The sequence below is a fragment of the Flavobacterium branchiophilum NBRC 15030 = ATCC 35035 genome (assembly GCF_002217205.1).
Classification (GTDB): Bacteria; Bacteroidota; Bacteroidia; order Flavobacteriales; family Flavobacteriaceae; genus Flavobacterium; species Flavobacterium branchiophilum.
In genome coordinates, this window is the sequence record NZ_MUGT01000128.1 from 1 (window position 1) to 19795 (window position 19795).

Here is a 19795-nt window from a genome sequence, read left to right on the forward strand (position 1 = left end):
CCCACTCAATTGAGTGGGTTTTGTGGTACCTCCAGTAACTGAATTTAAACTTTTAAAATACTTATTTTCAATACTTTACAAAGTATTATTTATTTTCAGTATCAAATTAGTAACAATGCTATAATTTATATTAAATCTAAATACTAATCAAAATCGGTGCTACTGGTTCGACTGGTTCGACTTGGTGGGTTCGTGGAACTGGTGGCAACCAATCCAAAGGCGACCGCTCAAAATAAAAATTAACCTTAAAACTATTTTTAAACAAAAAAACTACTTTGTTGAGGTTTCAAATAGATTTTAAAAAACTCACTTTTAAACCTTAAAAACTTGTTTTTTGCTACTACTTTGATACTTATAAAAAAATATTTTATATTAAAACATTATAAATCAATGTTTTAAACAAGTTAATTCGATTACTATTAGTACCAAACAACGCAAAAAACCATAAAAAAACCACTTTTTAAAGTGGCTTTTTTTGTAGTTGGTTAATTTCGTTGGTTTTCTTTTTATATCGGTTAAATACTTCTTTTACGCTTGGTTTTCGCAAAGGAACTTTTATATTAAAACCGCTTTCATTTATTAAATTTTGCAACTGCTTTAATTTTTGCGTTTTCGTTGGTGGCTTTGGTGCAAATTCTTTGAGTTTCAAAAGTCCGTTTTCAAAATCCTGCAAACATTCATTAACTAATAAATTCAAATATTTGTTAATTGCATTTTTGCCGTTGGTGGCTGTATAATTGAATTTTGCAAAAATATCGTTTTGATTATTCGAGGTTTTAAAATCGTTTTTTGAATAGTCTAAAAACAAATCAAAATCTTTGCAACTTGCACAACGCCACTCAAAACCACGTTTTAAAATTATTTGATACAAATAGTATTTATACAAAATGTTTGAAGTCGTAAAATTTTTATCGACTGCAAAATAAAACCTTATGCACTTTATTAAATTGGTGGCAACTGGTGGCAGTTGTTTTATGGTGCTTTGATATTCTAAATTTTCAAAACTAAAATCTTTGTTGTTACCATTTTTGAAATTTATAAAACCGCTCCTATTTTTGATTTTTGCAAATGTTTCTAAAATTAGCTTTGCAAAATTGTAATGTTTGCCGTTTATTATTATAGTTCCTTTGGCGGTGGCTGTTAAATATCGGTTTGAATTATAATTATATGCTTTGCCGTTTTTTGATACATATAAACCGCTTATTTGCGTTTTCTTAAATCCTATCTTTTGAAGTTCACGAACTGAAACGCTTTTTTTGACTGGTGGCGGTTGTTTGGTATTGATACGCTTTACTTTTGTATCGTTTTGACTGCTGTAATTGATTAACTTTTTCAAATCGTATAATTTGCCGTTAAATCTAACTTTGTCGTTTGCGGTGGCTGTAATTTCAATTTTTAAATCATTTCGCCACGCTTTGCCGTTTTCTGTTATAAACAATCCTTTGTATGGTGTTTTAATCAATATCGTTTTCATTTCGTGCTATTTTTATGTAACGCCCTATCGTTGGCAAACTTTTATTTAAAATCTTTGCGATTTCTTTATACGTTTTGCCACTATCGTATAAATCTAATGCTTTGAGGTGTACGGCTTTTGTTTCTCTTTGTGGCTTCCAATTATCTGAAATATACCATTTTTCAATAGTGCGTACTGGTGCATCTACTATTTTACTAATTTCTGAAAGTGTTAAACCTATCAAATACAATCTTAAAGCGTTTGCCTTTGTATCGAGTGTATAAGTTTGCCTTTGCTTTGGTGCGGTGGCTTTTTTCTTTGTTTTTTTCATTATAAGGGTTGTTTTAATATAAGTTTTCGTTTTGAAGTAATTTAATGTACATTCAATGGTACATAATGGAACTAAAATAACGCTATTATTCGTTTTGGGGTTGGGTTTTTTCTTTTGGTATTTTTTGAACTTGTTTTTTATCTTTTTTAAATTATATGCCCCCTACTAAAAATTTTGTCTTTGAAGTGCTTGGGTATGGTTATTTGAGGGTGTTTTTAGTGTTTTTTGGCTCAAATCGACCTTTTTTATACTTCTTAATACTGCAAATCAATAGTTTACATAAATAATCCTGTTTTTTAGGGTGTTTTTTGAGTATATAGGTTAAAAAGTGCATTTTTATTGATTTTTCGACCTTTTTTATATTTTATACTCTTTTATGCCTATTTGGTTAATAGTATTGTATTGTGTTTAGTGGGTTGGTTGTATTACTTGCAGTCTATCGACTGTATATGACAAGCTACCGAGAAAAAAAAATAGGACTGTATAATAGTCTTTTTTTTAAAATATTTTTATCAATACATATCATTATAAATTATTTTTTTGACTATATATCTGTTTTTCAATATTATAACTATTTGCCCAAATAGTCGCTACTTTTGTTTTGGTTACTTTATATTTGTATTTATCTGTTATCCAGTTATTTATAAAATTGTTTATACTTCTATACATTTTTGAGGTTATTGCGTTTTCATTCAATAATTTTTTATACTTCAATTTGGTTGTTTCTGTGCCGTTTCTTATTAATTCTTTTGAAAGTTCGATTTTGCTTTTGTGCGTTCCACTTGGTGCATCAATATTAAAATCAAAATTCAAATTGTCCCACTTATTAAAAAATGTATTTTGTACTTTGATTAAATTTCTATCTGTAAAAAAATCAATTAAAAATGTTTTTTCTACTTTCCTGTATTCGGTTTCAATTCTTAATATATTTATGTTTGGTTTTGGCGGTGTACCTCGTTTGTCTTTTACCTCAAAAATCTTATCATAAGTTTTAAAAACTATTTTTTTATTATTATCTCTTTCGGTTGTTAATAATCTTTCTTTCCTGTATTGTGGGTTTATGTATAACTTTTTTTCTGTTATTCCTGTACCTATGCTGTAAGTGTTTTTTAAAATCTCTATTACATCAAAATCAAAGTTTAAGTTTATACCTATTTCATAATGATTAACATATAAATTTAACGGCTCAAATCCTTTGTTTTCAATTAGTTTTAAAATTGTTTCTTTGGCTTGTTTCATTGTGAAACTATCAAAATTTGAGTTTTTTCCAGTATTCAAAAATGAATAGTATTTGTGTAAACTTCCTTCAATTTTAAGTTTTTTGTCTTTGTCAATACCTACATAAAAACCGCCTTGTAAATCTTTAATTTTGCCATTTTCGTAAAACCTAAAACCGTCCTTTGTGTGGACGGTTAAACGGCTTTTTTCTATAATAGCGTTCATTTCGGCATCGGTTAGATTTTTTTTAGAAAACCTTATAAAATCTATCATTAATTATTGTTTTGCTCAATTTCAAATATCTTAATACTATGGTTCAGTATCTTTTGCAATTTGTTTTTAAAAATGTGATTTTGCTCATCAATCAAAAATTCCATTTCATTATTATAATGCTTTGCGTGATTCTCAAATATTGCTGTAAAACCACCTTTGTAATTATATTTACAGTCTTTTATTTCTTCAACAAATTCTACAATTTCTTTAATTATATCAAATGCAACGGCTTCTATTTTCGCTTCTAAAATTTCGGTTTTACTTTTGGTTTGGTTTTTAAACAATTCCGTTTCTTTTTCTGTAATGTTCGCTATTTCTAAAAACAAACTGCACTTATCAATTTTTTTATTTTTTATCATTACTATACTATCAATCATTAATTTATTTATTTATATCTTTGCTAAACTTAATTTAAAACGCTCCAATGTTTATAAGTTAAGTATTTCGATTATAAACCGCCCTTAAGTAAGGCGGTTTTTTAATTTTTGCTTTGTATCAAAAAATCAACATCAACACGCTTTACTAAAATTTTACTGTACTTTTCGGACTTCATTTTGATAGGTTCTAAAAAGCCTTTGTCTATGTAACTCTGAAAAGTATTTCGGCTGCACTTCAATAACTCGCAACATTCTTTAGGGGTTAAAAATTCGGCTTTGTTTTTGCCGTTCAACTCCAGTAAACTTTTACTAATGGTTTGCATCTGATTTTTTAAATCGTTCCACTCGCTTTGAGGAACTTGCACAATAACTATACTATTTTCCATTTGTTTAAATAGGTTTTAAAGTTGGTTTAAACGAAAATCTAAAAACCACTTTGTTAAACATTTTTAGTCTTATTTGAGTAGTTGCACCGCTCAAATTATATACTTTTTGAAGTGTTACAATTTTCATATTTATAAGTCTTTTAGGTTCGTGAAATTTTCTTTTGTGTTGCTTTGGCTAATTAATATTTTATCTATAAACTCTAAAGGTAACGACCGCACTAACTGACTTGTTAAATTTGCTACATACTGAAACATTATAGGATCTCTTTTTAGTTCGTTTTCGTCCGCATTTATAACCGCATTTAGCAAACTATGAATATACAATCCTACATCTGAATAGTTGTAAAAATCTAATTTTATACTTATTTTGTTTGTGTTTTCGGTGCTTTGGTTTAGTTCTGGTAACCATTTATTAGCATCTAACAAAACGCTTTTATTAACTTCAAAAATTGTTTCTTTTGGTTCTACTGCTGTATTCATTTTTAAATTTTGTTAATGTTAATAAAGTCGGTTTTGTTTTCGGTTGGTTCTAAAAAAAGACTATCTAAAAATTCCATTTCGTTGTGTGGTAGCATCTTTTTTACAATTTCGGCTAAATCATAAATAGCACTATTTTTACTATTTACATCTGCTCTGTCATCGTATGCAATTATTTGAATAGCATCTAAAACGCTTGTAGTTTTGGCACTCAAATCAAAGTAGTTAAAAAAGTCTAATTCTACTTTTATGCGTTCCTGTGGTTCTCTTTTAAGGTTTAATTTGCCTAACAAATTATTACAATCTATTAAGGCTTTTTTATTAAAAACCTCTATTGTATTGGTGTTTTCTGTATTCATAAAATTAAGTATTTCGATTATAAACCGCCCTTAAGTAAGGCGGTTTTTTAATTTTTGCTTTGTATCAAAAAATCAACATCAACCCGCTTAACTAAAATTTTACTGTACTTTTCGGACTTCATTTTGATAGGCTCTAAAAAACCTTTATCTATGTAACTCTGAAAAGTGTTTCGGCTGCACTTCAATAACTCGCAACATTCTTTAGGTGTTAAAAATTCGGCTTTGTTTTTGCCGTTCAACTCCAGTAAACTTTTACTAATGGTTTGCATCTGTTTTTTTAAATCGTTCCACTCACTTTGTGGAACTTGCACAATAACTATACTATTTTCCATTTGTTTAAATAGGTTTTAAAGTTGGTTTATCAATTCGTTGTTAAAAATTTCGGCTTTGTGTTTGGCGTTTTCTATTGCCGTTGTAAAGTCGTTTTCGTGGGTGTAGTTGTTTGCTATTTTATTGCAAATGTTCAACTCCAATCGCTCTAAATTTGCCTTTGCGTTGTCTAACGCTATTTGTTTTTCTTGCACCTCAAAAGTTAAGGTTCTTGCAATTTTTCCGAGCCTGTTAGTGGCTTGGGTTCGTGTGCCTAAAAATTCGCTCCAATGCTTCATAATGTTAGTATTTAAGTTTTATTTATCGTTAAAATGTTGTTTTGCACTTTGCAATTTTGATACTACTAAATTGACTTTGTCAATATCTTTTTTTGTGGCTTTTGCCGTTTGTAGTTCCTGTATTAGTTCCTGTAAACCACTTTCAAAATTTTTTAAAGTGTTAAACGCTTTTTCGTGTATTGATACTTGCATAATTTATTGATATTTAATTAAATAAATTTTCTTGTTTTGGTTTTGGTGGCTCAATTTTTTTGAGTAATAAAATGGTTAAATGCTGGTTTTTAAAGTCAATGCGTGGGTACATTTTATATAAAATTTCGATAGTTTCCAGTTTGCTATATCCTGTATCGAGGTAACATATATAATCGGTTAAATCTTTTATTTTGATAACGCCCACGCTCAAAACTTCTACTTTGGCTTTGTACTTTTTTTGCAAAAAAACCTCAAATTTATTGCCGTTAAAATGCTTTGTCGGGTTGTAAATTCTTATTGTTGTGAAACATTTACAATCTAACTTATTATTCCAGTTTGTCGAAAATTCTAATTTTTCCATTATTCAAAATCTTTAGAATTTAAAACGCTATCTAAATTAACCGTGTCGCTTGTTTTTATTGTAATTAAGTGGCTCAAATCGTGGTTAATAGTATCTTGAACTATAAACTTTTCTATACCACCTATAAAGATATTTTTGTACTGATTAATAGTTAATTTATTAGCTGTAAACGCATCTACTCCAGTATAAAATAAACAATCAATTTCGTGGTTTAACCAATCCCAAAACGCTTTTTGTTTTGTTATGCCTTTGCTGTTTGGGTGTGTGTTTTGGCTTTCGATTTTACAACCACATTTAAAAATCATTTTGTTAAAATCCTCACTATCAATTTGCATTAATAATAATGCTTTTGCTCTAAATTCATTTTTTACTTTGGCTTGAAATTCTAAAAATGGTAAACCGTCAATAGTTGTAATAATGCCGTTTTCTGTTTGAACAATTACTTTATTTTCCATTACTCTAAAAAATTAGTGTCGTTACTGAATAAGTCCGTTTGTGTGTCCTGCATCGTTGGTTTTGAATACATCAAAAATTTTAATTTTATCATTATTCATTTTTTCATACCTACGCTCTTTGTTCAGTAATGCAATTTGTTTACTCAAATTATCTACTTTTTGTTCACCCAGTTGCAACGCTGTAACATTTGCCTGTAACTGGTTGTTTCCAAAAGTTCCAGTTTTGCGTATTTGTGGCAAAATTACTTTTGTAACATATTTTGTAAATTCTTTTGCAAGGGGCAATTTTGAATTAAACACTAGTTTATAAAAACCGCTTTCACTTATAATTTTATGCGGTCTAACTGACCCTTTTTTATCCTGCACGGAGATTTCACGGACTTCATCGAGGTCTAAAGTCATTCTAATCGCCTCCCTCAAATTTGTATGTCCTGTTATTGGTTGTAAATCGACCGCTAAAAACCATACTTCATTTTCTATAATTTCAAAACGTACATCGTGTCCGTTAAAATTTGTTTTTTGCATTTTCTACTATTTTTAAGTTAAGTATTTCGATTATTTACGCACTTGCAACTTTTTGAAGTTTTTTAGTTGCTTTATTTTTTTTGTCCTTGTAGTTTTCCAAATAATCGGCTGTAACTTCTATAATCTTTACATCGTCTTTGGTTTTCTTACCATTAAAAAAACCTTGCACGGTTGCATAATGCACCCCGCTCAAATTGGCAATTTCTTTAATTCCGCCAGTAGGTAACTGCTCTTTGATTGCTTTAATATCCATTTTTTTGCTTTTTTTAAAATTGTTATTTTCAATGTTTATTTTGCAAATATAAATTACAATTTTGAAATTCCAAGTTTTTTTATAAAAAAATTACAATTTTATTATTCCAATTTTAAGAACATAAAAAAAAGCGGTTGTATAACCGCTTGAATATTAATATATTAAATCATTTTTATAAGTCAATAAAATATCTAAAATTTTCTAAATATTCTTTTGCTGAATCTTCATTTAAACCTGTTGTAAACTTTATTATTTCAAAAATTGTACTGAATTTATCGCCATAAAATAAATCAATGTAGCAATAATCATTTTCTAAAAATTCAAAAGTTTGATAATTCAAATTACCTATTATTTGCCATACACTACCTATTTTATCATTTTTTTGTAGTGTTTCGTATGCACTCGCACCTAAAAAAAATAATAAACTATTAATTTCTGTATAACTTAAATTTGTTAGTAGTGGCGGTGCATCGTTAAACTCTTTTGCAATTAATTTACCTAAATTTTGCTCAATAATTTTATCTAACGGCTTTGAACATTTAAAAATATCTTTACTGGTTAATAATTTTTCATTGTTTTGTGAAATCAATAAAACGGTTCTTTCAATCCGTTTTATTTCACTTTCTAACATTTTACAAATAAAATCGTTTTCTAAATCTGTATCATCTACATACTTAAAATAGTCGTTTTCTGATTTGAATTTATAATTTGTGCTTTTGTAAATTACCTGTACATAAAGCGGATATTTTATTTTTCCGTTTTCTGTTTGAGGTTTTAAGTTCGTGTTTGGATAGTGTTTTACTGTAATTTTGCTTTGTTTTGCCATTGTTTTATATATTTATTAGTATTTCGATCGTGGCAAAAGTATAAAAAAATAGTGTTTTTTTTGTCAATAGGTATCAATAATAATGCTTTTTTCAAAAATAATCTATACATTTGTATTTCAAATTAATACTATGGAAGCCGTGAATATCAATTTATATAACATACTTAAAAACGATTTTAAACTATCTGAAACAAAGGCTTTAGAGTTTGCACAAGCCATAAAAGACGAAGTTCAAAACGATATGAAACTTGAAAACAACGAATACAAAAGTATTCTTAAAGACGATTTTCATAAAATAGACTTGCGTTTTGAGGTAGTTCGGGGCGAAATTAAAGACGTAAAAAGCGATATGATTAAATGGTTTTTTGCTTTTTTCATTACACTTGTTTTAATGATTTTAGGCTTGTACGCTACTATTTTACTCAAAAAATCAAAACCTACATAAAAAATAAAACGCTCCAATTGGGGGCGTTTTTTGTTGTTTGCCACTTTGGTACTGATGCAATAAAAAAGGTAAATTAACCGCTATTTTTTAATGGCTTTGTTGGGTTGCAAGGTGCTAAAAAGGGTAATTACCCTTTGTTTTGTTTCGTGTGGGTGCATAAAAAAACCGCTCCAGTTGGTGCGGTTTTGCTTTGTAGTCTTTGGGTTGTTTACCAGTTTACGGCTGTTAGTTCGTTTTCTATTGTTGTGTCCATTATATGCCCATAAATTTGGGTTGTAGCCAGTTTTTTGTGTCCTAAAATCTTTTGCACGGTTGTTATAGAAACGCCTTTGTATAGCAAATAGGTAGCCGTTGTATGCCGTGCGGTGTGAAACGTAATTGTTTTATTTTCAATCTTTGCCAGTTTTGAAATTTCTTTTAATTGGCGGTTACAGTGTTGGTTTGTCAAGTGGTTAAAACAAAATATACTACCAAAGTTTGTATATTTTTTTAGTATCTCAATCGGTTTGCCGTTAAATATTTCGTATATTGGTATGCGTACATTTTCGTCTGTTTTTTCCATTGTTTTAATTAGCCAGTCTTTGCCACCAATAGAAACAATATCTTTTTTTTGCAAACTAAAAACATCACTATAACGCAATCCTGTATAAACTGAAAACATAAACAAATCTTTTACAATTTGATATTTTTTGTTTTCGTCTGTTAGTGCTACATTCTCAAAACTTTCTATTTCGTTCGGGGTTAAAAATATCTTTTTGCTTTCAGTTTGCTTTATTTTAAATTTTCGGAACGGATAACTTTGCACGTCCATTAAATCTTTATTAATTGCAAGGTTTACAAATCGTTTTATATTTTTAAAATACTTACTTATAGTACTTTGCGTTAATTTTTTTGAAGGCAAATTTTTATAAGTAATAATTTGCTTATTCAAAAATAAATTAAAATCGTGCAAAAATTCAAATGTTAAATCTTCAAAATAAATCACTTTTTTAAATTCTCGCAATTTTCTTAATGTAGTTTTTTGGCTGTTTTTTGTTCCTGTACTACTTTCTAAAAGTGGTATTTCCAACTCCATAAAATCCGTAAAACTTTCTATTTTCGAGGTTTCAAAAATAGTATCTAACATATTCAAATTAAACGCTTTGCCGTTGTTTATTTTGTCAAGTTCGTAGTTTTCTAAATTTCGCAAAGTTTCTGTAATTTGCTTGTTTAGTTTAATTGCGTTGGTGTAATCGGTTTTAATTTTGTGGGTTTTGGCGTTCCAGTTCGAGGGTTCAACGTAAATATTTGTACTAAAATATTTTCGTTTGCCGTTCAAATAACATTCTATTTGAATTAATGCTTTGCCGTCCTTATTTAGTTTTTTGGTACGGTTGTAAATCGGTGTAAATTTAGTTTTATTCATAAGTTTTAAGTATTTCGATACTGCAAACTTATAAATAAAAATCGATATATTTTTTGATACTCAAAGGTTTTCAGTATCAAATGAGTATCAAAACTATTGATATTTAATGATAAATTAATTTATCAAATTTTCTGTAAAGTACTGTAAAATAAGGCTTTTAAACAAAAAACCCACTAATAAATTAGTGGGTTTTGTGGTACCTCCAGGGATCGAACCAGGGACACATGGATTTTCAGTCCATTGCTCTACCATCTGAGCTAAGGTACCTTTGCTATTGCGAGTGCAAATATAAGATGTTTTTTTGTTTCTCCAAAACATTTTTATAAAAAAAATGATTTGTATGTTTGCAAAATCAAAATTAATATATGCTTTTAGCTTTAGACATTGGAAATACTCGAATCAAAGTAGCTGTATTTCAGGAGGATAGAATTGTATTTATTGAATCGATTGAATCGAAAATATTTTTAAATAATATCGAAAATATTTTAAATTCATATCCAAAAATTACCGATATGGTAGTTTCATCGGTGGGAAAATGGGCTGAAAACGATTTTTTAACCCTCAAATCAAAAGTAAAAATCTGTTTTTTGGATCAAAATATATCATTTCCATTTCAAAATTGTTACCAAACGCCTCAAACAGTTGGAATAGACCGTTTGGTGTTGAGTGCAGGTGCCGTTTTACAATTTCCAAATCAAAACCGATTGATTATAGATGCAGGAACTTGTGTAACGTATGATTTTGTTGACGAGCACAACCGCTATTTTGGAGGAGCTATTTCGCCTGGTTTTCGATTGCGGTATGAATCGTTAAACAATTATACGGCCAAATTGCCGTTACTTACCTTGCAAGCCCCCGACGATTGGATTGGAAATTCGACAACTGCCGCTATACATTCGGGGGTTGTAAATGGTATGATTTATGAAATTGATGGATTTATTAACCAATATTTGGCAAAATATGCCAATTTTATCATAATTTTAACGGGTGGCGATGCTAATTTTTTGGCTAAACGATTAAAAAACACCATATTTGCCAATTCAAATTTTCTACTCGAAAGTTTGAATCAAACTTTTCAATATATAAATAAAAATGATTAAAAATATTATTACAAGCTTTTGCTTATTTTTAGCCGTAAGCACCTTCGCTCAGGAAGGTAGTTCGTCGCCTTATTCCTACTTTGGTATTGGTGAAGTAAAATTTAAAGGAACTGTCGAAAATCGTTCGATGGGAGGTTTGTCTTTGTTGTGCGATAGCATCCATCTCAATATGGAGAATCCCGCTTCATATTCGCACTTAAAACTTACAAGTTTTGCCATTGGTACTAATAACAATCAGAATAAAATACAATCTGAAGTTCAATCAGAAACAGTCAAACGGTTTTCACTTGATTATTTGGCAGTTGGTCTTCCTATTGGAAAACTTGGTGCCAGTTTTGGTGTAATACCCTATTCTGCTGTGGGATACAAAATTCAAAAAACCGATTTAATTCGCTACAATGGCACAGGTGGTTTGAATAAAGTATATGCTGGATTGGGCTATTCGATTACTAAAGCTTTGAGTATAGGGATTAATTTTGATTATAATTTTGGAAAAATAACAACACAAAGTTCTGAATTTATATCAGATGTAGAACTTGGCACTATTGAAGCCAATACCTCTATTATAAAAGGAACAAATTTTACATTTGCCATGGCGTTTAAAGATAAAATTTCTAAAAAATTAGAACTTTCTGCCAGTGTTTCATATAGTCCAGAATCTCAATTGAACGTCAATAACAATAGGTCTATATCTACCCTATCTTATGGTGGGTCTGTTACTGAAACCAATGATGCTATTTTATCCAAATTGACTTTGAATTTTTCTGAAAAAACCACTATGGGCATTGCCATTGGACAACCCAAAAAATGGTTAATTGGAACAGAGTATCATTTTAGAAAAAGCAGTAATTTTAGTAATGTATTCAATGATCCATTAACAAATGTTCGTTTTGAAAATGGTTCAAAATGGAGTTTTGGAGGCTATTATATACCAAAATACAATTCTTTTACCAGTTATTTGGATAGAATTGTATATAGAGGAGGTTTGAAATTTGAAAATACAGGTTTGATGATCAACAATCAATCCATCAAAGACCAATCTGTATCGTTAGGTTTTGGATTGCCTTTGCCTGGCTACACGTCTAACTTGAATATTGGGTTAGAATTAGGCTCAAAAGGAACAACCACAGCTGGTTTGGTTAAAGAAAATTATTTTAATATAAGTATTGGCGTTTCTTTTAACGATAAATGGTTTCAAAAACGCAAATATGATTAATTTTGCCATATAATAAAAATTGTTTTAAAATAAACCTACAACGCTAAAATGATTAATTGATGTCAAAAAAACTAATATATCTATTTTTAGGTTTTACGAGTGCAATAATTGCTCAACAAAAAGACCAAGAATGCCTGTCGAAAAAAGAGGCATTGGCTATTGCTATTAATCAAAATAAAACAACAGACGCTTATTCCATTTGGAAAGATGTTTTTAAAACATGCCCCAATCCAAGTGAAGCTTTTTTTGTTGATGGCGAAAAATTAGCTTATCAATCATTAGAAATAGCACGTACAAAAGAAGAAAACGTGATGATATACAAGGATTTAATACAAATTTATACCCAATATAATTTGAATTATCCTAGTAATAGTAAGGGAAGTAATATCAAAAAAGCATTGCTATTATTCAATCAAAAATGGGATACAGACGACGTAGTTTTTGATATTTTACATCGAGAATTTGTTAAAAACAAAGCTGATTTTCAAAATCCTGAAGCCTTGAGTATTTATTTTTTATTGTTAGAAAAACAATATCAATTAGCCAATAAAAAAGTTTCGTTGCACCAATTGATGTCCAAAAAAATAGAAATAGCCGCTTTGATTGCAGATAAATTAGCCGCACTAAAGGCTGATAATAACATAGGGCAAGACAATGCATCTACAATACAATCAGAACATTACAAACAAAAAATAGACAGCAACAACCAGTTGATCGCTTCATTTCAAACGGTTGTAGAAGGCAACAACGCTTTGATGGCACCTTATGAAACTAACGAAAATATCCAAAATTTTGCACAAGCAGCATTTGAAAGCCATCAAAATGATTCGTTTTGGTTATTTGAAATGGCCCAATTGATGTTTGAAAAAAACTGTGTAAACACTCCTTTTTTTAATAAAATTGCCACCCAGTCTGAAGCATTGAACCACAATTCTATTTCGGCAAAAATTATGTCATATACTTATTTGATGCAATCAAATGTTCCATTAACCACCCAATGGATAGACACAGCCGTTAGCCGTTCATCAGACCCACAAGAACGGGCCTTGTTATATTATCAATTGGCCACTACTGTATTTGGCACGTCCGATTTTGAAAAAGCGGCTCAATATTTAGAAAAAGCCTTGATAGAAAACCCCAAGTTGGCAAAAGCATATTTATATATGGCCCAATTATACGAATCGGGCAACTGCGGTAGCAACAATTTTGAAAAAAAAGCTACCTATTGGCTTATGGCTTCAGTGGTAGAAAAAGCGGGAGAAGTAGATGCCAATTACAAACAAACTGCCCGCATTATTGCTGATAAATATTTGAAAAAGGCCCCAAACCGAGCTGAAATTATGGATTCTGGTAAAGCGGGCAAAGACCTACAATTGCATTGTTGGATAAACAAAACCATAAAAGTGCCAAAAACATGATTTTGAAACTAAACTATGTTATGCGACTTCTTTTGGGGAGTGTACTGTTGGGCTTGACAAGTTGCGAAAGCCACTTTAAGGACGTTCAAAAAATAAATTTTGTAGCGTTCAAACCTGCTGGCGAATCGGATGACATCAATTTAAAATATACAGATTCTGGACGTATAACCGCTATTTTAATCACCCCAAAAATGTTGGATTTTTCCACGGTTTCGTTCCCGTTTATTGAATTTCCAAAAGGAATAGACCTTACATTATATGACAAAAATGGCAAACGAACGTTTATAAAATCCAAATATGCCATTAATTATAAACGAACACAAATCGTTGATTTGCAAGGCAATGTAACCATTACTAACGAAATGGGACAACAAATGAAAACCAATCAACTGTTTTTTGATCAAAAAAACGAATGGTTTTATACAGAAAAATATTATGAATTTCATTCGCCCGAAGGCAATTTAACTGGCGAAGGAGTAGATTTTAGTAAAGATTTTAAAATAATGAATACCCAAAGACTTACTGGCGAAGTACAATCTAAATAAATTTAAAAAAATGATTTTTCAAAAATATATTCAATATGTGTATTTGGGCATTGCCCTGCTTTTTTTGATAGATGCGATAAGACAATATCAAAACGGCGAAACTTTTTGGATTAGTTTGTTGTTTGTTGGCATGGCCATTGCCCTTTTTTTTATCAAAAGAAAAATGGCAAAACGTTTTGGACCCAAACAATAAGCAATGGAAATCATCATAATAGTTATTTGTCTAATTTTATGTGCCTTTTTTTCGGGTATGGAAATTGCTTTTGTATCGTCTAACAAAATTTATTTGGAAATCGAAAAAAAACAAGACAGTTTCATTTCAAAAATACTTACCAAACTTACCGAAAAACCTTCGCAATTTATTACTACAATGCTGGTGGGCAATAATATTGCATTGGTAATTTATGGTTTTTATATGGGCGATTTGCTGATGACATACATCCTTTCATGGGGGTACCATTTCACAAACTTTACAAATCTATTGATTCAAACCATACTTTCAACGCTCTTGGTATTAGTAACTTCCGAGTTTTTACCTAAAGTGTTTTTTCAAATATATGCTAATAATTTAATCAAATTTTTTGCTGTTCCAGCTTATGTTTTTTATACCCTTTTTTATTACATTTCGGTATTTACCATTTGGATTTCGGATATTGTTTTAAAAAAATTTTTCAAAACAGAAGGCGATCAAGTGCAACTCCATTTTAGTAAAACCGAACTTGGCGATTATATTTCGCAACAAATGGATGCCATAGACAACCAGGAAGAGCTGGATTCTGAAATACAAATTTTTCAAAACGCATTAGAATTTTCTGGAGTAAAGGCAAGAGAAATCATGACACCACGAACAGAAATTCAGGCTATCGAAATTGGCGACAGCATCATCCATTTGAGACAAATGTTTATAGAAACAGGGTATTCCAAAATTTTAGTATATCAAAATTCATTAGACGATATCGTTGGCTACATACATTCGTTTGAATTGTTTAAAAAACCCAAACATATTAAGGACATTACCATTCCAATTGAATTTGTACCCGAAACCATTTTCATAAAAGATGTTATGGATTTACTTACTAAAAAAAGAAAGAGCGTAGCCATAGTATTGGATGAATATGGCGGCACATCGGGTATTATTACGATGGAAGATATTGTAGAAGAGCTTTTTGGCGATATTCAGGACGAACACGACTTGGACGAAGAGCTTTTGGAACAAGCGTTGGACAACGGCAGTTACCTTTTTTCGGCACGGCTAGATGTACAATACATCAACGAAACCTACAAACTCAACATTCCCGAAGGAGATTCTTATGAAACATTAGGAGGATTTATTGTCAATTATACCAACGAAATCCCTCAAACAAACGATGAAATATATATCGAAAATTTCAAATTTGACATTGAAGAGGCTTCAAACAACAAAATATTGACTGTAAAATTGACTAAAATAAAATAAAAAACAATATTTTTTAAAAAAATCATGTAAAAATAACCAACAATGTATAATTATTAAATAGATAATTGTATTTTCGCAAACTGAAATAAAATTTAATCACTTATAGAAAATGGCAGTTTTAGCAAAAATTAGACAGCGTTCGATATTACTAATTTCAATTATTGCAATATCCTTGTTTGCATTTATTATCCAAGATTTTTGGAGAAAAGGAGATTTTGGTTCCTCAAAAGACGTAGGATCTATCAACGGAGAAGATATTAATTTTCAAAGTTTTAACCAAAAAGTAAACAATTTAGAAAAAAGTGGTCGAGGCACAACCAACATCCAAGCCGTGAATCAGGTGTGGGAACAAGAAATTTCGTTGGCTCTTTTGAATGCTGAATTCAAAAAAATCGGTTTGCGAGTAGGCGAAAATCAAATTGTAAATGCGTTGAAGCAAAATCAAAATATTGGGCAAAACAAAATGTTTCAAAACGAAGCAGGTGTTTTTGATATTTCAAAATTTAAAGATTATTTCAAAACCAATCCAGATCAGGCCGCTTCTTTGAAAGGTGCTGAAGATGATGCAGCACTTAATGCCAAATACGAAATATATGGCACGTTGCTCAAAGCAGGTTTTCATGCAACCAAAGCCGAAGCCAAATTGAAATATGAAGCTGAAACAAACAAAGTTACTTTTGATTATGTAAACGTGCCTTATACAGCTATCAAAGATAGCGAAGTAAAAATTTCTGACGCAGAAATTACGGACTATATGAAAAAGAACGAGAAAAAATACAAAACTGAGGAAGCTCGTGAAATTCAATATGTATTAATAGAAGACAAACCTTCTGCACAAGATGAAAACGACATCAAATCGTCGATAACCTCTTTGTTGTCTAAAAGTGTGGTGTATAATGCGACCACCAAAACCAATGATACCATTGCCGGATTTGGAGCTGCAAAAGACGTTGCCGAGTTTGTAAATGCCAATTCCGACGTACCTTATGACTCTACATACATAGCCAAAAAAGATTTGCCAGCCATGGATGCCGACAAGTTATTCAACTTGCCAGTAGGATCTGTATATGGCCCTTATATTAACGGAAAATACTATTGCTTATCAAAATCATTAGGCAAAAAAGCCAATGTCAATGCCAAAGCAAGCCACATTTTGATAAGCTATGAAGGTACTCCTGTACCAAACAAAAGAGAAAAACGTACCAAAGAAGAAGCACAAGCAAAAGCACAAGCGTTGTTGGCACAAGCATTGGCCAATCCAGCTGGATTTATGATGATGGCTTTTCAATACTCCGACGATTCATCTGCTCAGCAAGGTGGTGATTTAGGTTACTTTAGCCAAGGACAAATGGTAAAACCTTTTAACGACTTTGTGTTCAACAACGGAGTGGGCAAAATAGGTTTGGTAGAAACACAATTTGGTTTTCACATCATCAATGTTACAGACAAACAAGATGCTGTAAGACTTGCTACTGTTGCCAGAAAAATTCAAGCATCAGAAAAAACAACAGACAATATATACACACAAGCCACCAAGTTTGAAATGGAAGCCAACACAAAAGCCTTTGAAGAAGTGGCCAAAGCCATGAAACTAACGGTTTCGCCAGCCACAAAATTTAAAGCTTTAGACGAAAACGCAGGCGGATTAGGACCACAACGTCAGGTTATCCGATGGGCATTTAGCAAAGAAACAAACGTAGGCGACATCAAACGATTTGAAATAGCAAATTTAGGACAAGTAATTGCCAAGTACAAAAAATCCTATCCAGCAGGATTGATGGCTGTAGAAGATGCCAGATTGTCTGTAGAACCTGTTTTGAAAAACAAGAAAAAAGCCGAAATGATTAAAGCCAAACTAAAAGGTACTTCATTAGAAGCAATGGCAACGGCCAACCAAGTAAAAGTACAAAACGCAGCAGATGTAACACTAGAAAACGCTGTATTACAAAACATTGGTCAAGAAGCAAAAGTAGTTGGAACCGCCTTTGGAATTGGTGCCAACAAAACCTCTAGCCCAATAGATGGCAATGCAGGAGTATATGTAGTACGTACAAAAGCAGTTACAAAAGCACTTGCTTTAAAAGATTACAACCCTTATTTGGCAAAAGTAAAAGCCGCCAATGCCGGAAAAATTAACGGTGTTATCCCAGCTTTAAAAGCCAATGCCGAAATTGTGGACAACAGAGCCAACTTTAATTATTAAAAAAATATAAAGTCATCAAAAACCCGTTTCAGTTTGAAACGGGTTTTTTTTGTAGCATGTTTGAAAAGCATAATTAATGTTTATAACAAATATACATATAAACCAAAATACTATAAAAACCGAAATTAGCAGTGTGATTTCGGTTTTTTTTATGCTTAGAACCCTGGATTTAGGGTAAAAGCACCTTCCTAAATGAGCCAAAAAGGTATTCAAACAACCTATTTTGACACTACCCATGCAAATGAAAAACAACCCATTTTATTTGTGCCACACGTTATATATATACCAAAAATTTTGTGGATAAATTTTAATTATTGCATACAATTGTAGGCTGCTTAATTAAAAAAAAGATATCGTTGTGTACTACAGTGTGTTGCTTTAAAGGACACTTTAGAATAAGTTTGTCGTTTAAATAAAACAAAAAATGACCAATACTATAAATACACAAGTTGGTGATAGAATTAAATATTTCAGAAAAAGTTTAAATATATCACAAGAAACCCTTGCAAATATGGCAGAAATAGAACGTGGCTACATGAGTGCTGTAGAAAATGGCAAACGGAATGTATCATTAGTGGTATTAGAAAAAATCATAGTTGCTTTAGAGTTAGATTTTTCTGTTTTTTTTAACGATGAAATTTTTAAGAAATGAAAGAGGAAATTAAAATAGATGAATTTGACGGGAAGAAATTCAAGCTTCATTTTTTTGAAGAAGAAGACAATCGGAAAGCGGTATTGACGCATTATTTGCATAATTATAGAAATGGAGTAAAAAAACATTTTGAAAAAGAAGCAAAGCTATATTTAGAACAAATTGTAAACTATAAAAATGAGACTGAAAACCTAAATATGGTTTCAGATGTAGCTTTACAACAATTACTTTTTGAAGTTGAAAATGTTCCTTTTCCAACGCCTGAAAATTATAGTTTCAAGTTTATTGATTTATTTGCTGGAATTGGAGGCTTCCGATTGGCATTGCAAAATTTAGGTGGCAAGTGTGTTTTTACTTCTGAATGGGATGAAAACGCAAAAAAAACATATCGTGCCAATTTTGGAGAAACACCATTTGGGGATATTACGAAAGAAAGCACAAAATCGTTTATTCCAACTGATTTTGATGTATTGTGTGGGGGGTTTCCTTGTCAACCTTTTTCACATGCAGGATTGAAAAAAGGATTTGAGGATACTAGAGGAACACTATTTTTTGATGTTGCAGATATTATCAACAGGAGAATTGAAAGTGAAAATCCAATAAAAGTAATTTTCTTAGAAAATGTAAAAGGATTAAAAAATCATGACAAAGGAAATACTTTAAAAACAATTATTAACTCATTAAATAATCTCGGTTATGATGTAAAAGCAGAAATTTTAAATTCAAAAAATTTTGGACTTCCTCAAAATCGAGAAAGATTATTTATTGTAGCTTGGTTAAAAAGTTCAAATAATGATTTTAATTTCCCTTTCGGTTTAAGTGAAAACGGAGAAATTATATATGATAAAGAAAATCTATCAACAATTAAAACCACAAAAGTTGGTGACATATTAATAAAAAATCCAAGTGAAAAATATACGATTTCAGATAGACTCTTTGCTGGTCACTTGAGAAGAAGAAAAGAACATAAAGAAAAAGGAAATGGATTTGGATTTTCTTCATTTGACAAAAATGCTCCTTATACAAGTACTATTTCTGCAAGATATTATAAAGATGGAAGTGAAATATTAATTGAACAAGTAGATAACAATCCAAGAAAATTAACACCACGTGAAGCAGCTAATCTTCAAGGCTATCCTGAAAATTTTGTTATTCCTGTTTCAGATGTTCAAGCATATAAACAATTTGGGAATAGTGTTTCTGTACCTGTTATACAATCTATTTTTAATGAAATAAAAAAACAATTGCTAAAATAAACATA

27 protein-coding genes and 1 tRNA gene are annotated in these 19795 nt (G+C 30.7%); 10 read left to right on the forward strand and 18 right to left on the reverse strand.

The window, feature by feature from the left end:
* Positions 1-460: 460 nt before the first annotated feature.
* From B0A58_RS12920 to B0A58_RS12985, 16 genes are all read right to left on the reverse strand, one after another.
* A complete protein-coding gene (locus B0A58_RS12920) occupies positions 461-1474 on the reverse strand; it encodes a hypothetical protein (protein ID WP_089081403.1) in 1014 nt (337 codons plus the stop codon).
* Positions 1455-1784 (reverse strand): helix-turn-helix domain-containing protein, encoded by a 330-nt coding sequence (locus B0A58_RS12925; protein ID WP_089081404.1) that lies wholly within the window; start codon positions 1782-1784, stop codon positions 1455-1457. Before B0A58_RS12925 ends, B0A58_RS12920 begins: the two co-directional genes overlap by 20 nt.
* A 525-nt stretch (positions 1785-2309) precedes the next feature.
* On the reverse strand, positions 2310-3275 hold the full coding sequence (locus tag B0A58_RS12930; protein ID WP_089081405.1) for a hypothetical protein: 966 nt from the start codon (positions 3273-3275) through the stop codon (positions 2310-2312).
* A complete protein-coding gene (locus B0A58_RS12935; RefSeq protein WP_089081406.1) occupies positions 3275-3652 on the reverse strand; it encodes a hypothetical protein in 378 nt (125 codons plus the stop codon). The genes B0A58_RS12930 and B0A58_RS12935 overlap by 1 nt, the downstream gene beginning before the upstream one ends.
* A 101-nt stretch (positions 3653-3753) precedes the next feature.
* Positions 3754-4038 carry a helix-turn-helix domain-containing protein gene (locus B0A58_RS12940; protein WP_089081407.1) on the reverse strand — a complete coding sequence of 95 codons (285 nt, stop codon included), beginning with the start codon at positions 4036-4038 and terminating at the stop codon, positions 3754-3756.
* 4 nt (positions 4039-4042) lie between these two features.
* Positions 4043-4165: a hypothetical protein gene (locus B0A58_RS16995; RefSeq protein WP_260439122.1), complete on the reverse strand. Its 123-nt coding sequence runs from the start codon at positions 4163-4165 to the stop codon at positions 4043-4045.
* Positions 4166-4167: 2 nt separating this feature from the next.
* A complete protein-coding gene (locus B0A58_RS12945) occupies positions 4168-4518 on the reverse strand; it encodes a hypothetical protein (protein WP_089081408.1) in 351 nt (116 codons plus the stop codon).
* A 2-nt stretch (positions 4519-4520) separates the two neighbouring features.
* Positions 4521-4874: a hypothetical protein gene (locus tag B0A58_RS12950; RefSeq protein ID WP_089081409.1), complete on the reverse strand. Its 354-nt coding sequence runs from the start codon at positions 4872-4874 to the stop codon at positions 4521-4523.
* A 47-nt stretch (positions 4875-4921) separates the two neighbouring features.
* Entirely contained in the window at positions 4922-5206 is a 285-nt protein-coding gene (locus B0A58_RS12955; RefSeq protein WP_089081410.1) for a helix-turn-helix domain-containing protein, read from the reverse strand.
* A 15-nt stretch (positions 5207-5221) separates the two neighbouring features.
* Entirely contained in the window at positions 5222-5482 is a 261-nt protein-coding gene (locus tag B0A58_RS12960; RefSeq protein WP_089081411.1) for a hypothetical protein, read from the reverse strand.
* Positions 5483-5500: 18 nt separating this feature from the next.
* Positions 5501-5674, reverse strand: a complete 174-nt coding sequence (locus B0A58_RS16510; protein WP_165766344.1) for a hypothetical protein — start codon at positions 5672-5674, stop codon at positions 5501-5503.
* 13 nt (positions 5675-5687) lie between these two features.
* Positions 5688-6035, reverse strand: coding sequence for an ASCH domain-containing protein (locus B0A58_RS12965; protein ID WP_089081412.1), 348 nt, complete (start codon positions 6033-6035; stop codon positions 5688-5690).
* Positions 6035-6490 (reverse strand): hypothetical protein, encoded by a 456-nt coding sequence (locus tag B0A58_RS12970; RefSeq protein ID WP_089081413.1) that lies wholly within the window; start codon positions 6488-6490, stop codon positions 6035-6037. Before B0A58_RS12970 ends, B0A58_RS12965 begins: the two co-directional genes overlap by 1 nt.
* A gap of 21 nt (positions 6491-6511) precedes the next feature.
* Complete coding sequence (locus tag B0A58_RS12975; protein WP_089081414.1) at positions 6512-7015, reverse strand: BRO-N domain-containing protein; 504 nt, start codon at positions 7013-7015, stop codon at positions 6512-6514.
* 34 nt (positions 7016-7049) lie between these two features.
* On the reverse strand, positions 7050-7268 hold the full coding sequence (locus B0A58_RS12980) for a hypothetical protein (protein ID WP_089081415.1): 219 nt from the start codon (positions 7266-7268) through the stop codon (positions 7050-7052).
* 172 nt (positions 7269-7440) lie between these two features.
* The gene (locus tag B0A58_RS12985; RefSeq protein ID WP_089081416.1) at positions 7441-8094 is read right to left on the reverse strand and encodes a hypothetical protein; all 654 of its coding nucleotides are present in this window, start codon (positions 8092-8094) and stop codon (positions 7441-7443) included.
* Between the two features lie 130 nt (positions 8095-8224).
* Here B0A58_RS12985 and B0A58_RS12990 point away from each other — a divergent pair, with 130 nt between their 5' ends.
* Complete coding sequence (locus tag B0A58_RS12990) at positions 8225-8539, forward strand: CCDC90 family protein (RefSeq protein ID WP_133063140.1); 315 nt, start codon at positions 8225-8227, stop codon at positions 8537-8539.
* Positions 8540-8747: 208 nt separating this feature from the next.
* Here B0A58_RS12990 and B0A58_RS12995 read toward each other — a convergent pair whose 3' ends face one another.
* Positions 8748-9944: a site-specific integrase gene (locus B0A58_RS12995; protein WP_089081418.1), complete on the reverse strand. Its 1197-nt coding sequence runs from the start codon at positions 9942-9944 to the stop codon at positions 8748-8750.
* Between the two features lie 194 nt (positions 9945-10138).
* A tRNA-Phe gene (locus tag B0A58_RS13000) sits at positions 10139-10211 on the reverse strand.
* Positions 10212-10309: 98 nt separating this feature from the next.
* Here B0A58_RS13000 and B0A58_RS13005 point away from each other — a divergent pair.
* The 9 genes from B0A58_RS13005 to B0A58_RS13045 all read left to right on the forward strand — a co-directional run bounded on the left by B0A58_RS13005 (position 10310) and on the right by B0A58_RS13045 (position 19790).
* Positions 10310-11044, forward strand: coding sequence for a type III pantothenate kinase (locus B0A58_RS13005; protein WP_089081419.1), 735 nt, complete (start codon positions 10310-10312; stop codon positions 11042-11044).
* Positions 11037-12260 carry a hypothetical protein gene (locus B0A58_RS13010; RefSeq protein WP_089081420.1) on the forward strand — a complete coding sequence of 408 codons (1224 nt, stop codon included), beginning with the start codon at positions 11037-11039 and terminating at the stop codon, positions 12258-12260. Before B0A58_RS13005 ends, B0A58_RS13010 begins: the two co-directional genes overlap by 8 nt.
* 59 nt (positions 12261-12319) lie before the next feature.
* Positions 12320-13678, forward strand: coding sequence for a tetratricopeptide repeat protein (locus B0A58_RS13015; protein WP_089081421.1), 1359 nt, complete (start codon positions 12320-12322; stop codon positions 13676-13678).
* Positions 13675-14223, forward strand: coding sequence for an LPS export ABC transporter periplasmic protein LptC (lptC, locus tag B0A58_RS13020; RefSeq protein WP_014082802.1), 549 nt, complete (start codon positions 13675-13677; stop codon positions 14221-14223). Before B0A58_RS13015 ends, lptC begins: the two co-directional genes overlap by 4 nt.
* Before the next feature lie 10 nt (positions 14224-14233).
* On the forward strand, positions 14234-14416 hold the full coding sequence (locus B0A58_RS13025) for a hypothetical protein (protein WP_014082801.1): 183 nt from the start codon (positions 14234-14236) through the stop codon (positions 14414-14416).
* A 3-nt stretch (positions 14417-14419) separates the two neighbouring features.
* Entirely contained in the window at positions 14420-15679 is a 1260-nt protein-coding gene (locus tag B0A58_RS13030; RefSeq protein WP_089081422.1) for a hemolysin family protein, read from the forward strand.
* A 109-nt stretch (positions 15680-15788) separates the two neighbouring features.
* Positions 15789-17882 (forward strand): peptidylprolyl isomerase, encoded by a 2094-nt coding sequence (locus B0A58_RS13035; RefSeq protein WP_089081423.1) that lies wholly within the window; start codon positions 15789-15791, stop codon positions 17880-17882.
* 424 nt (positions 17883-18306) lie between these two features.
* Positions 18307-18534, forward strand: coding sequence for a helix-turn-helix domain-containing protein (locus B0A58_RS13040; RefSeq protein ID WP_089081424.1), 228 nt, complete (start codon positions 18307-18309; stop codon positions 18532-18534).
* A complete protein-coding gene (locus tag B0A58_RS13045; RefSeq protein ID WP_089081425.1) occupies positions 18531-19790 on the forward strand; it encodes a DNA cytosine methyltransferase in 1260 nt (419 codons plus the stop codon). The genes B0A58_RS13040 and B0A58_RS13045 overlap by 4 nt, the downstream gene beginning before the upstream one ends.
* The last annotated feature ends 5 nt before the right edge of the window (positions 19791-19795 follow it).